General features: G+C 67.5%; 5 protein-coding genes. All 5 read left to right on the top strand.

Annotation, left to right across the window (positions count from 1 at the left end):
• Window positions 1-16: 16 nt before the first annotated feature.
• The 5 genes from mtrB (at window position 17) to BST12_RS01025 (ending at window position 16,674) form a co-directional block, all read left to right on the top strand.
• The gene (gene mtrB, locus BST12_RS01045) at window positions 17-1,684 is read left to right on the top strand and encodes an MtrAB system histidine kinase MtrB (protein WP_083111123.1); all 1,668 of its coding nucleotides are present in this window, start codon (window positions 17-19) and stop codon (window positions 1,682-1,684) included.
• A complete protein-coding gene (gene lpqB, locus BST12_RS01040) occupies window positions 1,681-3,438 on the top strand; it encodes an MtrAB system accessory lipoprotein LpqB (RefSeq protein ID WP_083111229.1) in 1,758 nt (585 codons plus the stop codon). The genes mtrB and lpqB overlap by 4 nt, the downstream gene beginning before the upstream one ends.
• 62 nt (window positions 3,439-3,500) lie before the next feature.
• A complete protein-coding gene (locus BST12_RS01035) occupies window positions 3,501-4,325 on the top strand; it encodes a hypothetical protein (RefSeq protein ID WP_083111122.1) in 825 nt (274 codons plus the stop codon).
• A gap of 147 nt (window positions 4,326-4,472) precedes the next feature.
• Window positions 4,473-6,008: a hypothetical protein gene (locus tag BST12_RS01030; protein ID WP_083111121.1), complete on the top strand. Its 1,536-nt coding sequence runs from the start codon at window positions 4,473-4,475 to the stop codon at window positions 6,006-6,008.
• 166 nt (window positions 6,009-6,174) lie between these two features.
• Entirely contained in the window at window positions 6,175-16,674 is a 10,500-nt protein-coding gene (locus BST12_RS01025; RefSeq protein ID WP_139801426.1) for a non-ribosomal peptide synthetase, read from the top strand.
• Window positions 16,675-16,708: the final 34 nt, after the last annotated feature.

Below are 16,708 nucleotides of genomic sequence, written 5' to 3'. Positions count from 1 at the left end.
TTGACGTGGAGCGTCATTGATTTGGGGTTCGCGACGACGGACTAGGAGTCGTTGGGGGCGCTCTGGCCCCATGACGCGGGGCATGGGTGCGTTGACCAGAGTCGTCAGTGTCGCTTGGCGTCGCTCGCTGCAGCTGCGCGTGGTGGCATTGACCCTGGGCATGTCGTTGGCCGTAATCTTGGCGCTCGGCTTCGTGCTTACCAGCCAGGTCACCAACCGCGTGCTCGACGTCAAGGTCAAGGCCGCGACCGATCAGATCGAGCGGGCGCGTAACACCGTTAGCGGAATCGTCAACGGCGAAGAGACTCGCTCGCTGGACAGCAGCCTGCAGCTGGCACGCAACACACTGACCTCCAAAACCGACCCCGCCTCCGGCGCTGGCCTGGCCGGTGCGTTCGATGCCGTGCTGATGGTCCCGGGCGACGGGCCGCGCGCCGCCTCCAGCGCGGGACCAGTCGATCAGGTGCCCAACGCATTGCGCGGCTTCGTCAAGGCCGGGCAGGCGGCTTACCAATACGCGACCGTGCACACCGACGGCTTCTCCGGGCCGGCCCTCATCGTCGGCACGCCGACGTCGTCGCGGGTGGCCAACCTGGAGCTGTACCTGATATTTCCGCTGGTCAACGAGCAGGCCACGATCACGCTGGTGCGCGGCACCATGGCCACCGGCGGCTTGGTGCTGCTGGTCCTGCTCGCCGGCATCGCATTGCTGGTATCGCGGCAGGTGGTGGTGCCGGTACGGTCGGCGTCGCGCATCGCCGAACGGTTCGCCGAGGGGCACCTGTCCGAACGCATGCCGGTGCGTGGTGAAGACGACATGGCCAGACTCGCGGTGTCGTTCAACGACATGGCCGAAAGCCTGTCGCGACAGATCACCCAGCTCGAAGAGTTCGGCAACCTGCAGCGCCGGTTCACCTCCGACGTCAGCCACGAACTGCGCACCCCGCTGACCACCGTCAGGATGGCCGCCGACCTGATCTACGACCACAGCGACGACCTCGACCCGACGCTGCGGCGTTCCACCGAGTTGATGGTCAGCGAGCTGGACCGGTTCGAGACGCTGCTCAACGACCTGCTGGAGATCTCCCGGCACGACGCCGGCGTGGCCGAGTTGTCGGTCGAGGCGGTCGACCTGCGCACCACCGTCAACAACGCGCTGGGCAATGTCGGCCACCTGGCCGAGGAGACGGGCATCGAGTTGCTGGTCGACATGCCGTCCGAAGAGGTGATCGCCGAGGTCGACGCGCGCCGGGTGGAACGGATCCTGCGCAACCTGATCGCCAACGCCATCGACCACGCCGAGCACAAACCGGTGCGGATCCGGATGGGCGCAGACGAAGACACCGTCGCCGTCACCGTCCGCGATTACGGCGTCGGGCTGCGGCCCGGCGAGGAGAAGTTGGTATTCAGCCGGTTCTGGCGCTCGGATCCGTCCCGGGTGCGCCGCTCCGGCGGCACCGGGCTGGGTCTGGCGATCAGCATCGAGGATGCCCGGCTGCACCAGGGCCGGCTGGAAGCGTGGGGCGAGCCCGGTGAAGGTGCCTGCTTCCGGCTCACGCTGCCGTTGGTGCGCGGCCACAAGGTCACCACCAGCCCACTGCCCATGAAACCGATCCCGCAGCAGCCCAACGTATCCGAGCAGCGTCCGCGCCCGCGTGAGCACGCCGAGTGGAGCGGCGGATGAGGCGCTTGCTTGCCCTGTTGTTCGTGGCGCTGGTACTCGGGGGCTGCGCCAGCGTGCCCAGCTCGTCGGCGCCGCAAGCCATCGGCACCGTGGACCGTCCGGCGCCGTCGAATCTGCCCAAGCCCACCCCGGGCATGGACCCCGATGTGCTGTTGCGCGAATTCCTCAAGGCCACCGCCGATCCGGCCAACCGGCACCTGGCCGCGCGCCAATTCCTCACCCAGTCGGCGTCCAACGCGTGGGACGACGCCGGTAGCGCGCTGCTGATCGACCACGTGGTGTTCGTGGAAACCCGTGGCGCCGACCGGGTTTCGGCGACCATGCGGGCAGACATCCTGGGCTCGCTGTCCGACATAGGGGTCTTCGAGACCGCCGAGGGACAACTGCCGGACCCGGGCCCGATCGAGCTGGTCAAGACATCCGGCGGGTGGCGCATCGACCGGCTGCCCAACGGAGTCTTCTTGGACTGGCAGCAGTTTCAGGCGACCTACAAACGCAACACGCTGTACTTCGCCGACCCGACCGGCAAGACCGTCGTCCCCGATCCGCGCTACGTCGCGGTGTCCGACCACGATCAGCTGGCCACCGAGCTGGTCTCCAAACTGCTGGCCGGTCCGCGGCCGGAGATGGCGCACACGGTGCGCAATCTGCTGGCCCCGCCGCTGCGGTTGCGCGGTCCGGTGACCCGGGCCGACGGCAGCAAGAGCGGAATCGGCAAGGGCTACGGCGGCGCGCGCATCGATCTGGAAAAGCTCGCCACCACCGATCCGCACAGCCGGCAATTGCTTGCCGCACAGATCATTTGGACGCTGGCCCGCGCCGATATCAGAGGGCCTTACGTGATCAACGCCGACGGCGCCCCACTGGAGGACCGCTTCGCGGAAGGATGGACCACCTCCGATGTCGCGGCAACCGACCCCGGCGTCGCCGACGGTGCCGGCGCCGGGCTGCACGCGTTGGTGGGCGGGTCACTGGTGGCGCTGGACGGGCAGCGGATCTCCACGGTCCCCGGCGCCTTCGGCCGGATGGGCGACCAGACCGGCGCCGCGCTGTCGCGCAGCGGGCGTCAGGTGGCGTCGGTGGTGACGCTGCGGCGCGGTGCACCGGATATGGCCGCGTCCTTGTGGATCGGTGATCTCGGCGGTGAGGCGGTCCAGTCCGCCGACGGCCACAATCTGTCGCGGCCCAGCTGGTCGCTGGACGACGCGGTCTGGGTGGTGGTCGACACCAACAACGTGCTGCGCGCGATCCAGGAGACCGCGTCCGGCCAGCCGGCGCGGATACCGGTGGATTCCACCGCGGTGTCCAGTCGCTTCCCGGGGCCGATCACCGATCTGCAGCTGTCCCGCGACGGGACACGCGCGGCCATGGTGATCGCGGGACAGGTGATCCTGGCCGGCGTCGAGCAGACCCAGGCCGGCCAGTTCGCCCTGACCTACCCGCGGCGGCTGGGGTTCGGGCTGGGCACCTCGGTGGTGTCGCTGTACTGGCGAACCGGCGACGACATCGTGGTGACCCGCAACGATGCCACGCATCCCGTGTCGTATGTGAACCTCGACGGCGTGAACTCCGATGCACCGTCGCGTGGTCTGCAGATTCCACTGTTCGCAATCGCTGCCAACCCGTCGACGGTGTACGTCTCGGCCCCGCAAGGGGTGCTGATGTACTCTGCGTCGGCCGCCGAAAACCAGCAGGGCTGGTCGGAGGTGGCCGGACTGATGATCGGTGGGGCGGCGCCGGTACTGCCGGGGTGACGATGCGGCTAACCTCGCACTAACCTCGCACTAACCTCGCAGCACTGAGGAGGCGCGTGGCGATGTTTCCCAAAGTTCCCCGGTTGCGATGGGATGACGCGTTCCGCGCGCTCGACATACTCGGGTCGCTGTGGTCCTCGACCGGATTGCCGTCGGTGAGTGCCAGTGCGGCCCAAGCGGTTTCGGTGCCTTACCGGACGTTGTTCACCACCCTGCAGCAACTGCTGGTCGGCAAGGAAGTCACGGTACGCATCGGCGAGCACGATGTGGTGCTGACCGTCACCGAGCTGGACTCGACGCTGGACCCGCAAGGATTGCCGGTGGGCCAACTGGGCGAGGTCCGGGTGGCCGCTCGCGACATCCGATGGGACGAACATCGCCTGCAGAGCGCCGTCGCCGTGCTGCGCAACGTACACATCCGTCCCGGTGTCCCGCCGGTGGTGGTGGCCGCTCCGACCGAGCTGACGTCGGCGCTGCCGGCGGACGTCTTCGACGGTGTGCTGCGGCAGGCGGCGCCGCAGCTGTGCAGCGAACTGCGTGCCGACGGCACGGCCCGGCTGCGCTGGGTGCGCCGGCCGGACTGGGCCGGCCTTGACGTGGACGCCGATGTCGTCGGGACGACGTTATGGCTGCGGCCGCGCGCGGTCATCACCGGGCAACGCAGGTGGCGCCTGCCGGTGCGGACCCCGGCCTATCAGGTGCCGTTGCCGGACCTGCCGCAGGGGCTGCTGATCACCGGTGTCACCCTCGGTTCCGATGCGCTGCGCTTGTCGGCGCTGCTGCCGGAATGGCGAATGGATTTGCCGCTGCGGCATCTCGAAGATCTGATCACCCGGCTGAGCCAGGGCGCGCTGAGCTTCAGCTGGCCATCGTTGCTGGGCGGCTGAGGCTAGCCCGGTTTCTGCGGCGAACCACCGCGCTACCGCGATTTGACAAGTGCGGAGCGGGTGCTCCACGATTACCGGCCGGAGGCTCTGGAGCGCGCGCTCCATATGGGTCTTCGCTCGTCCAAGCCTCCCGATACAGGAGACACGTTGGAGCCGACGACCGCCGCGGGCGCCGTGGAGCGCCGGGTTGTGCTGGGGCTGCGGGTAGCCGCGCCGGCGATGATCATTGGCCTGTACCTCTGGCGGATCTTTGCCATCCGCGATCCCGCGCTGCGCTTCTTCGACGACTTCTTCTACTACCTGGTACCGGCCGAACACTGGGTCGACGGCGCCGGCTCGACGTTCTTCCCCGGCGAGTCCACCAACGGCTACCACCCGCTGTGGTTCCTGTGGGTCGCGCTGCTTTATCTGGCGTGCGGCGGCGACGGCGGGATTTTCTTCGCTTTGGTGGATCTGAGCCTGATGGCGCTGATGGTCGGGTTTTACCTGCTGTTCGAGCGGTTCCTGGTCCGGGTCACCAATGATCGCCTGGCCGCCGCACTGGGTGCCTGTGTTGCCGCGGTGCCGCTTGCGGTGACCGCCCGCGCGGGCGTCGAGACGGCGCTGACGGTGTTCGTCGCGGCGCTGGTGTTGGTCCGGTTGAGCGCCAAGCCACTGGCCGAACAGGGCGTGCGTGACGCGGCGGTGCTGGGCGCGCTGGCGGCGCTGCTGGTCATGTCGCGGCTGGACGCCCCGGCGCTGCTGTTCGGCCTAGCGGTGGTCGTGGTGCCGTGCTGGGACCGAAAGCGGTTGGCGGCCATGGCGATTGGCGCGCTTCCCCTGTATCTGTATCTGGGTGTCAACCTGTGCGCATTCGGCCATCTCGCCACGTCCTCGATGACGGCCAAGACGCTCGACTTTTTCTTGCCGCCCAACTGGTACTTCCTGCAGCAGCCGTCGGCGGCCGCGGGCATCAGCATGCTGGCGATGCCGGTGATTCTTTTCCTCATGCTGTCCCGGGTGCCGGGCGGCGATGTCCGCAGGATCGCGCTGGCGCTGGCCGCCGCGCCGCTGCTGCAGTTCGCCGCGCAGGCGCTGGGCAGCGGCTGGATGGTGTTTGCCTGGTATGAGTACTTCGTCTTCATGGGCTTGGGCCTGGCGGCGGCCCTGTTGGTGGTGCGGCTGCGGACCCGGCACACGCTGCGGCTCGTCGTCTGCATTCCACTCGGTGTCGCAATGCCCGTCATCGTGGTGCTGGGCATCGGATACGCCCTCAAGCCGGACAGCTACCAAGTCGACATAGCCGCGGTGGCCCGACGGCTGCAGGCGTTTTCGGTCGATCATCCAGGCGTCTACGCCATGGGCGATGCAGCTGGCACGCCCGGATGGATGGTCAAACGGCCCATCGTGCAACTGGAGGGCCTGATGATGTCGCACGCGTTCGTCGACCGCATCCGGCATCGACAGCCACTGAGTCAGGTGTTCCGCGACTATCACGTCGACTACTACATCGCCACCGCCCCGGCCGGCACCGGCAAAGACGGCTGCGCAGAGTTCATGGAACCTGACCCGGGGCTGAGCTCCCCGCGCGCACCACACATGGCAACCACGAGCTGCGTCGCCCCGGTCGCGGTGATCGAGCCGGGAACACGCCGTCAGGCCCGGGTCTATCGAATCGACCCGAGTACGGGCCGGCCGGGCTGACGTTTTCCCCCGCCGAATACCGCCGGCTGCGCAAGTGTGCACGTTGTCGATTTGACGCACGCCTGCGAGTGCTTGTGCCTATGGCCGCAGCTATTACGCACTGCATATTCTTTTTCCGCCGGCAGCCCGACTGCTCTGAAATTGGCGTGTATAGAAGGTGCTGCGTATGGAAAAGTTGCTCCCACTAACTCGCGGACAGCTTGGCATTTGGTTGTCCCAGGAAATAGACGGATTGAAAACAGAATGGCAGGTCAGTCAGTTCGTCGTCATCAATGGCAACGTCGACGTTGGCCTGCTCAAAAAATCGATATGTCAGGCCGTGGCGGAGGCCGAGCCGGCCAGCGCCGTATTTTTTGAGGCCGACGGCGAAGTCCTGCAGAAAACAGCCAAGTACCCCGACGTCGAATTTCCCATTTTCGACTTGACCGATCTGCACGATCCCGTGCCGGAGGCTTTTCGGTTGGGTTCATCCATACAGCGGACACCGATGTCGTTTGCCGAACCGCTCTTCCGATTCGCGTTGTTTCGCACCCGGGCCGACCAATCCTATCTATTCATCTGTTGCCACCACCTAGTGGTTGACGGATTCGGCTCGGTGCTGTGGGCCAATCGGATCGCGGCCGTCTACACCGCGATGGCCTCGGGGACGCCGGCGCCGCCGCCGCTCTTCGGCTCACTGCAAGACATGGTCGATTGCGAGCTGGAGTACGAGGGATCCGAGGAATACCACCAGGATGAGGTCTATTGGCGGGCGAACCTGCCGACGGAGACCGGGTCGGTTCACCGACTGCCGAATGTCGAGGACTGCGATCCGTGCACGGCTTCGGCTCCGATTCGGCTGGACCCCGCCGTGGTGCGACAAGTCGACGAATTCGCCGGGGAGTTGGGTATTCGTCGATCGTCGGTCATCACGGCGGCCTGCGCGCTTATCGTCCGGGCCTGGGCTGGGGGCGGATCAGAAGTGGTGCTCGATTTCCCGGTCAGCCGGCGCACCAGTCCGCAATTAATGACCTTTCCCGGAACAATTGCCGGGATAGTGCCATTGGTGTTGACGGCTCCGGCGGAATCGGCGATCGGCGTTTTTTGCCGGCACGTACACGCGCGGATACGTGAGGCAATGCAACATCAACGCTTTCCGGTGCAATTTATGCAGCCGGCGGTCAATCGAGTGGCCATTAATTTCCTGCCCAGCACGACTATCATGCCTTTTGACGGGGCTCCGGCGCAGGCGGTGTATCGGACTTTCGGCTGGGTGAGCCATTTCGGCTTCTTCTTCGTCCGAGACGGTGACCACCTCTTTTTGAGTACCGTCGGCGCGGGCCGGCCATTTGCGGATTTCGATAGCGCTGATCTGGTGAAGCGGATCGAGCGGGTGTTAATGGCGGTGACCGCCGATCCGGCTCACCGGTTGTCGTCGCTGGATCTGCTCGGTGCGGCAAACCGCGCCCGACTCGACGAGGCGGGCAACAGCGCGGTACTGACCGCCACACCGCCGGCGGCGGCGTCGATCCCGGCATTGTTCGCCGCCCAGGTCGCGCAGCGCCCGGAGGCGACGGCACTGGTGTGCAACGCTGACCAGTGGAGCTATCGCCGCCTGGATGAGGCCGCCAACCGGGTCGCCCATCTGCTGACTGGGCACGGGGTGGGCCCGGGCGACGTGGTGGCGCTGTTGTTGGAGCGCTCGGCCCAAACGGTCTTCGCGATCCTGGCGGTGCTCAAGACCGGAGCGGCGTATCTGCCGGTGGATCCCGCCTACCCGGCTGCCCGCATCTCGTTGCTGCTCGACGATGCGCAACCGAAAATCGGGCTGAGCACCGCTACCCTCGCCGCGCGACTACAGGCACCAGGCCTTGCGGTGCTCGACGTCAATGCCGTCGGCAGCCAGCCCTGCACGGGCCCGTCTTATCCGGACCCGGACGACGTCGCCTACCTGATCTACACCTCGGGCACCACCGGAACCCCCAAAGGCGTGGCGATCACCCACCGCAACGTCACCCAGCTATTCACCGCTGTGCGCGGCCAGCTGGCGCCGGCGCCGGGGCAGGTCTGGAGCCACTGGCATTCCTACGCCTTCGACGTATCGGTCTGGGAGATCTGGGGGGCGCTGCTGCACGGCGGCCGGCTGGTGGTGGTCCCCGAAGCCATCACCCGATCCCCCTCGGACCTGCTTGGTCTATTGGCGGCCGAACGGGTCAACGTGCTGAGCCAGACGCCGTCGGCGTTTTATGCCCTGCTGGCTGCGGATGCGGGACAGCCAGAGCTGCGAGGTCAACTGGCGCTGGACACCGTCGTATTCGGGGGCGAGGCGCTGCAGCCGCAACGGATCGCGGCGTGGCTGGACGAGCGGCCGGGCCGGCCGCGGCTGATCAACATGTACGGCACCACCGAGACCACGGTGCACGCATCCATGCGGGAGATCGTCGCCGGCGACGTGCGCAGCGGCGTCAGTCCGCTCGGCCTGCCGTTGGCGACTCTGGGTTTCTTCGTACTCGATGACTGGCTGCGGCCGGTACCCGCCGGGGTGGTGGGCGAGTTGTATGTGGCCGGCGCGGGGGTGGGATGTGGGTATTGGCGGCGGCCGGGTTTGACGGCGTCTCGGTTCGTGGCATGCCCGGACGGGGCGCCCGGGATGCGTATGTACCGCACCGGCGACGTGGTGCGGCGTGATGCCGACGGCCAGCTGGATTTCCTGGGCCGGGCCGACGAGCAGGTCAAGATCCGCGGATATCGCATCGAGCCCGGCGAGGTCACCGCGGCATTGGCCGAACTCGACGGGGTGGGGCAGGCGGTGGTGGTCGCCCGCGAGGACCGCGCGGGGGACAAGCGGTTGGTGGGTTATGTCACCGGGGTGGTGGATACCGCGGCGGTGCGTGCGCAGTTGGCGCAGCGGTTGCCGCACTTCATGGTTCCCGCGGCGGTCGTGGTGGTGGGTGAATTGCCGTTGACGGTCAACGGGAAGTTGGACGCGCGCGCGTTGCCGGCTCCCGAGTATGGCGAGGTGGGGCGGTATCGCGGACCGGCCAATGCCGTGGAGGAGGTGCTGGCCGGGATTTTCGCCCAGGTTTTGGGCCTGGCGCGGGTGGGGGTGGAGGAGTCGTTCTTCGATCTGGGCGGCGACAGCATTTCCTCGATGCAGGTGGTGGCGCGGGCGCGCGAGGCCGGGGTGGTGTGCCGGCCGCGCGATGTGTTCACCGAACGCACGGTGGCCGGGCTGGCGCGGGTGGCGCGGATCGGGGTGGCCGCGGTGGCCGACGCCGGCACCGGGGCGGTGGCCAGGACACCGATCATCGGGTGGTGGCTGGGCTTGACGGGTTTGGTGGAGCAGTTCAACCAGGCGATGGTGTTGCAGGCCCCGGCGCGAGTGGGATGGCCCGAGGTGCTGGCGTCGGTGCAGGCGTTGCTCGATCGCCACGCCATGTTGCGGGCGCGGCTGGTTTCAGATGGTTCGCTGTGGGTGGCTGAGGCGGGCTCGGTGCATGCCGGTGCGTGTGTGCAGTCGGTGCCGACGTGGTGCGATGCGGCGTTGGTGGCTGCACGTCGTCGGCTGAATCCGGCTGCCGGGGTGATGGTCAGCGGGTTGTGGGTGTGCTCGACGGCTCAGCTGGTCTTGGTGATTCACCATCTGGCCGTCGACGGGGTGTCCTGGCGGATTCTGCTGGATGATCTCAACACCGCGTGGGCGCAGCAGCGGGCCGGGCAGCCGGTGCGATTGCCATTGCAGGGCACCTCTTTTCAGCGCTGGGCCGCGGTGCTGGCCGAGCACGCACGCAGCACGGACGTGGCCAAGCAGCTGGACGCCTGGCGGCGCATTCAGCAGGTGCAGCCGGCTCTACCGGCCCCGCAGCCGGAAACGGACACGTTTGTCACCGCCGGCCAGCTGTCGGTGTCGCTGGATGCCGAGACGACGCGCATGTTGCTGGGCGCGGTGCCCGAGGCGTTCCACAGCGGGGTGCACGACATTCTGTTGATCGCGTTCGCGTTGGCGTGGCGCGAATTCCTCGGCAGCACTGAGCCTTTCGCTATCGATGTCGAGGCTCACGGCCGCCACGAAGACCTGGCACCCGACGTCGATCTGGCATCGACGGTCGGCTGGTTCACCGCCAAATATCCCGTCGCGCTGGTGATCGATCCGCCGCAGTGGCCCGCCGTGCGCGACGGCGGGTCACGGCTGGAGACGGTGGTCAAAGAGCTCAAGGAGCAGCTTCGAGCCCTTCCGGACGGACTGAGTTACGGTTTGCTGCGCTACCTCAACCCCGAGGCGGAGCTGGGTGGACCGGACCCGTCGATCGGATTCAACTATCTGGGCCGGCTCGGGGCTCCGGGCAACGGTGACAGCTGGCAGATCGCGAGCCCGGTGCCGGGTGCGGCGGCGCCAATCGTGTTGCCGCACACCGTAGAAGTCAATGCGCTGACCCTCGACACCGACGCCGGCCCGGAGCTGGTCGCCAACTGGACCTGGGCGGCCTCGGTGCTTGACGAAGCGGCCATCCGGCGGGTCAGCACGCTGTGGTTTCAGGCCCTGGGCGGGATCTGCGCGCAGGTTCGCCGGGGCGGCGGCGGCTTCACCCCGTCCGACCTGACCCCCCTGCGCTTGACGCAACAGCAAATCGACGACTTCGACCGCCGGTACGCGATCGCCGACATCCTGCCGCTGTCCGCCCTGCAGCACGGATTGTTGTTCCACGCCGGCAGCGCAGCCGGGCCCGACGATGCCTATGCGGTGCAGGTCGACGTCGGCCTCGCCGGGGAGATCGAACCGAAGCGGTTACGCGACGCGGTCCAGGCGGTGCTGCGCCGCCATCCGAACCTGGCGGCCGGGTTCGTCACCGACGGGCTTGGCGAGCCGGTGCAGATCATCCCGGCGGACCCGCAACTGCCATGGCGCTATCTGCGGCTCAGCCATGACGAGCAGCTACAGCAGCTGGCCGCCGAAGAACGGGCCGCGGTGCTGGATCTGGCTGTCGGAACTCCGTTCAGGGCCGCGCTGATTCGCATCGCCGACGGCCGGCACCGGTTCGTCCTGACCAACCACCACATCGTGCTGGGCGGCTGGTCGCTGGCGGTGGTGTTGCGCGAGATCCTGGCCGGCTACGACGGGCAGCCGCTGCCCGTTCCGGTGCCCTACCGCCGGTTTGTGTCGTGGCTGAACGCCCAGGATCGCCACAGCGCCCACACCGCCTGGCGGGCCGTGCTGGAGGGCCTGACCGCGCCGACGCTGGTCGGCCCGCCTGACACGGTTGGAGTGGGCGACAAGCGGGTGCGGACGTTCACGCTGCCGGTGGCCACCACCGAGGCCTTGACCCGGTTGGCGCGGGCGCAGCAGACCACGGTCAGCACCGTGCTGCAGGCGGCGTGGGCGCAGCTGCTGGCCTGGTGGACCGGCCGGCACGATGTGGTGTTCGGCAGTGTGGTCGCGCTGCGCCCGGCCGAGCTGGCCGGGGTCGAGTCGATGGTGGGCTTGTTGGTCAATACCGTCGCGGTACGCGCTCGGCTGACCGCGGCCAGCACCACCGCCGGACTGCTTGACCAACTGCAATCGGCATACACCGCAACCGTGGACCATCAACACCTGGCGCTGAGTGAGGTTCACCGAATCAGCGGACATGCCAAGCTATTCGACACATTGCTGGTCTACGAGAACTATCCGATTGACACCTCATCGGGCGTCCCATCGGTCGCCATCACCGACATCGACGGATACGAATTCACCCACTATCCGCTGGTGCTCGTCGTCGCGCCCGGACCGCGGCTGCGGCTGCGGCTCGAATACGCCACCGACGTGTTTGACGCGGCCGGCGTCGACACCCTCATCGATGGCCTGAACCGCGTCCTGGCCGCCATGACCGCCGATCCCGCCGGGCGGTTGTCGTCGATCGAGCTGCTCGACGAGCAAGCCCAGGCGCACCTCGATCAGATCAGCAACCGGGCCGCGCTGGCGGCCGTCCCCGCCGCGCCGGTATCGATTCCGGAGCTGTTCGCCGCGCAAGTGGCACGCACTCCCGACGCGATCGCCGTGGTGTTCGAGCGGAACCGGATTAGCTATCGCGACCTTGACTGCGCGGCAAACCGGTTGGCGCACAGACTGATTGGGCACGGCGTCGGCCCAGGTGCGATGGTTGCGCTGCTCGCCCCACGTTCGGCTCGGGCCGTCGCCGCGATCTTGGCGGTGCTCAAGACCGGCGCCGGATATCTACCCATCGACCCCGCGCAGCCGGAGGCTCGGATGGCGTTCATGCTCGAAGACGCCGCCCCGGTAGCCGCGCTCACCACCGCCGACCTACGCTCCCGGCTGACCGGACACGACATGGCGGTGATCGATATCGACGACCCGCAACTGGCCGCCCAGCCCACCCACGCACCGCCGGCGCCGCACCCCGACAACGTCGCCCACGTCATCTACACCTCAGGCACGACCGGTATCCCGAAGGGCGTAGCGGTCAACCATCGCAACATCATTCAATTGTTCGGCGCGCTGCCCGCCGGCCTCACCCCCGCGGCCCGACAGGTATGGAGCCAATGTCATTCGTATGCCTTCGATTTCTCGTCCTGGGAGATCTGGGGTGCGCTGCTGCACGGCGGACAGCTCGTGGTGGTACCCGCAACAGTCACTCGCTCCCCGGCCGACCTCCACGCACTGCTGATCTCCGAGCGCGTCAGCGTGCTGAGCCAAACCCCTTCGGCCGCAGCGGCATTGCCCGCGCACGGCCTGGAGTCGGCCACGCTGGTGGTGGCCGGGGAGACGTGTCCTGCCGAAGTGGTGGACCGGTGGGCCGGCGCGCGATCGATGGTCAATGCGTACGGCCCAACCGAGACCACCATTTATGCCTCGATGAGCGCCCCGCTCCGACCCGGATCCGGTGCGCCGGCGATCGGGTCACCGCTGTCGGGGACGGCGCTGTTCGCGCTGGACGGCTGGTTGCGGCCGGTCCCCGTCGGCGTCGCCGCCGAACTGTACGTCGCCGGCGCGGGGGTGGGCTATGGCTACTGGCAGCGATTGGGATTGACTGCGGCACGGTTTGTGGCCTGCCCGTTCGGCGCAGCGGGCAGCCGAATGTATCGCACCGGCGATCTGGTGCGCTGGCGAGCCGACGGGCAACTGGAATTCCTCGGGCGCGCCGACGAACAGGTCAAGATCCGCGGGTATCGCATCGAGTTGGGCGAAATCAGGTCGGCACTGGCCGGCCTTGCCGGCGTGGACCAGGCCGCCGTGATCGTCCGCGAAGATCGCCCGGGCGACAAAAGGTTGGTCGGGTATGCCACGGGCACAATCGATCCGGCGGCGGCGCGCCACGCCCTGTCCGCCCGGCTGCCGGACTACATGATGCCCGCCGCGGTGGTGATGGTTCCCGAACTGCCGTTGACCGCCAACGGCAAACTCGACACCCGCGCCCTGCAGGCACCCAGCTACGGCCGCACCGATTACCGTGCGCCCGGCAGCGCAGCCGAAACCATCCTGGCCGCTATATACACCGAAGTGCTTGGCGTCGAACGGGTGTCGGTCGACGACTCGTTCTTCGAGCTTGGCGGGGACAGCATTTCGGCTATCCAGGTTGCCGCGCGGGCGCGTGCCGCCGGTGTGGTGTGCAGACCGCACGACGTCTTCGCGGCGCGGACGGTGGCCGCGCTTGCTCGAGGCGCCGGCGTCGTGGGTGCCGAGCAGGACCCGACCGACGACGCCGCCGGGGAGGTGACCGCGACACCAATCATGCACTGGCTGCACGGGCTGCAAGGCTCGCTTGAACAGTTCAGTCAAACGGTCCTGATCCGCGCTCCGGCCGGGGTGTGTGACGCCGACGTGGTCGAGTTGGTGCGGGCATTGCTGGATCGCCATGCCATGTTGCGGGCGCGGGTGACCAATCAGCCCGGCGGCAGCGGATGGTCGCTGTCGGTGCCCGAACCGGGTTCGGTGCATGCACAAGCTTGTGTGCAGCAGGTCGCGATGATTTCCGACAATGCGCTGCTAGCGGCCCGGCGCCGGCTGGATCCGGGCGCCGGCGTGATGGTGAGTGCGGTGTGGGCGTCGGCGACGGCGGAACTGGTTTTGGTGGTCCATCATCTGGCCGTAGACGGGGTGTCGTGGCGGATCCTGTTGGACGACCTCAACGCCGCGTGGAATCAGCGCCGCGCCGGCCACCGCCCCGTGCTGGCGCCGCAGGGCACGTCGTTTCGTCGGTGGGCTTCGCTGCTGTGCGCGCACGCCCACAGCGCCGGCGTCGTCGATCAGGCCGCGACGTGGCGGCGCATTGCAGCGGTCCGGCCGGTGCTGCCGCCGCTCGACCCAACGGCGGACACATTTGCCAGCGCACAACACCTTTCGCTGACCCTGGATGCCGCCACCACCCGCTCGCTCATCGGCGAAGTCCCCGCGGCATTTCACGCCAGGGTCCAAGATATTCTGCTCATCGCATTCGCGATGGCGTGGACGCAGTTCCTGAATTGTGCGGGTACGCCGGTGTGCATCGACGTCGAGAGTCACGGCCGCGACGAAGGGTTGGCGGACGAGGTCGATCTGTCCCAGACGGTCGGGTGGTTCACCGCCAAATACCCGGTTGCTCTGCTCGTGGAAAACCTGGAATGGCAACAGGTTCGAGACGGCGCAGCGGCGTTGGCCGCGGTGACCAAGGACCTCAAAGAGCAACTGCGCGCGGTCCCGGACGGGCTCAGCTACGGTTTGCTGCGCTACCTGAACACCGATGTCGAGCTCGCCGGCTGTGACCCGTCGATCGGCTTCAACTACCTGGGCCGGCTGGGCACTGCGGACCCGGCCGCACCCGCGCAAGCATGGCAAATGACAAGTGGTGAAACGCTTTTCAGCGATTCCGCTCGCGCGGCGCTGCCCATGCAACTCATGCACAGCGTCGGCCTCAACGCGGCGACCATCGACAGCCCCGCCGGCCCCGTGCTGCACGCCAACTGGACGTGGGCGCCGTCGTCGGGCCTTGACGGCGCCCAGATCGCTGCGGTCAACCAACTCTGGTTCGACGCGCTGGCTGGCATCTGCGCCGTCGTACGACGCGGCGGGGGCGGGCTGACTCCCACTGACGTGCCCCTGACCGGCCTCAACCAGCAGCAGATCGACCGTCTCGAGATGCGGTATGAGCTGGCCGATATTCTGCCGCTGACCGCGCTGCAGCAGGGTTTCTTGTTCCACACCAGCGCCGGGCACCAATACGGACTGGGCCAGGCCGATCCGTACGTGGTACAGATCAACATCGGCCTATCCGGTCGGCTGGACCCCCGGCGGTTGCATGCCGCCGTGCAAGCGCTCCTTGATCGCCACCCCAACCTGGCGGCCAGGTTCGTTGTCGACCGGTCCCACCCGCCGGTGCAAGTCATCCTGGCTGACGCCGGACTGCCGTGGCACTGCATCGATCTGGCCGGCGAACCCGGACAGGACAGCAGGATCGAGCAGATCTGTGCCGGCGAACGTCGCGAGGTCGTGGACCTCGCCCGCTGCTGCCCGGTGCGGGCGACCCTGATCCGCACGGGTGCAGAGCAATATCGGCTCGTGCTGACCAACCACCACATCGTGTTCGACGGCTGGTCGCTGCCGATCATGTTGCGGGAGATATTCGCCGGTTACGACTCGCTGCCGTTGCCCACGCCCGCGCCCTATCGGGGCTTTCTGTCCTGGTTGGCCGCCCAAGATCGCGACGCCGCTCAAGCGGCGTGGGGCCGGCTGCTGACCGGGCTGACAACCCCCACACTGGTTGGCAAGGCCGATGTGTTCGGGTTGACCGACAAAGACGCGAAGACCTTTTCCCTGTCCAAGACCACCACCGCTGCGCTCACGAGCCTGGCGCGCGCACACCACACCACGGTCAGCACCGTGTTGCAGGCCGCCTGGGCGTGCCTGCTGAGCTGGCTGACCGGGCAGCAAGACGTGGTGTTCGGCATGACCGTCTCGGGGAGGCCGGCCGATCTGGCCGAAATGCAGTCGATGGTGGGCCTGTTCATCAACACCGTTCCGGTGCGCGCCACCTTCACCGCGCAAACCACCCCTGCACAGCTACTTGACCAACTGCAAATCGCCCATAGCGCCATCCACGAACACCAACACCTGCCACTGGTGGACATACACCGCGTCACCGGTCATGCCAGGCTGTTCGACACGCTGTTTCGCTACCAGAACTATCCCTACGACACCGGTACCCAGCCCGACGGCCGGGAGCTGACTGTCACCGGCAGCACCGGCTACGAGTTCACCCACTACCCACTGAACCTGATCGCCCTTCCAGGCCCCGAACTCGTGCTGCGGGTCGAATTCGCCACCGACATTTTCGGGGTGGAGGACATTCGAACGCTGATCGATCAGTTGACGCGGGTGCTGGACGCAATGGTTGCCGACCCGGACCGGCCGTTGTCGTCGACTGCGCGCGCCGACGGCGAGCGCACCCCGGTCGATGGTCGAGCGGCACCGATCCCGCGCTACCGGGCGCCGGCGAGCCGCACCCAGGAGATTCTGGCCGGCATCTACGCCGAGGTGCTGGCCGCGGGCCCGGTCGGCGTCGATGACTCCTTCTTCGACCTGGGTGGTGATTCCATTTCGGCGCTGCGGGTAGTCGCTGCGATCAATGCGTCCCTCGACGCCCGGCTGACTGTGCGCGAATTGTTCGAGGCCCCCTCGGTACGAGATCTGGATTCGCTCGTGCACACACCCGGCTGACCACAATTTGTCAGGGGTGCCCGCCACACTGCAC

It is taken from the genome of Mycobacterium angelicum (assembly GCF_002086155.1).
Taxonomy (GTDB): domain Bacteria; phylum Actinomycetota; class Actinomycetes; order Mycobacteriales; family Mycobacteriaceae; genus Mycobacterium; species Mycobacterium angelicum.
The sequence above is the reverse complement of the archived record's forward strand: the minus strand, read 5'-3'. Positions and strand labels throughout refer to the sequence as shown.

What these genes read in the sequence shown, in the direction of transcription:
- lpqB (WP_083111229.1), top strand. Translation starts at nt 1,681, where the DNA reads ATGAGGCGCTTGCTTGCCCTGTTGTTCGTGGCGCTGGTACTCGGGGGC.
- BST12_RS01035 (WP_083111122.1), top strand. Translation starts at nt 3,501, where the DNA reads ATGTTTCCCAAAGTTCCCCGGTTGCGATGGGATGACGCGTTCCGCGCG.
- BST12_RS01025 (WP_139801426.1), top strand. Translation starts at nt 6,175, where the DNA reads ATGGAAAAGTTGCTCCCACTAACTCGCGGACAGCTTGGCATTTGGTTG.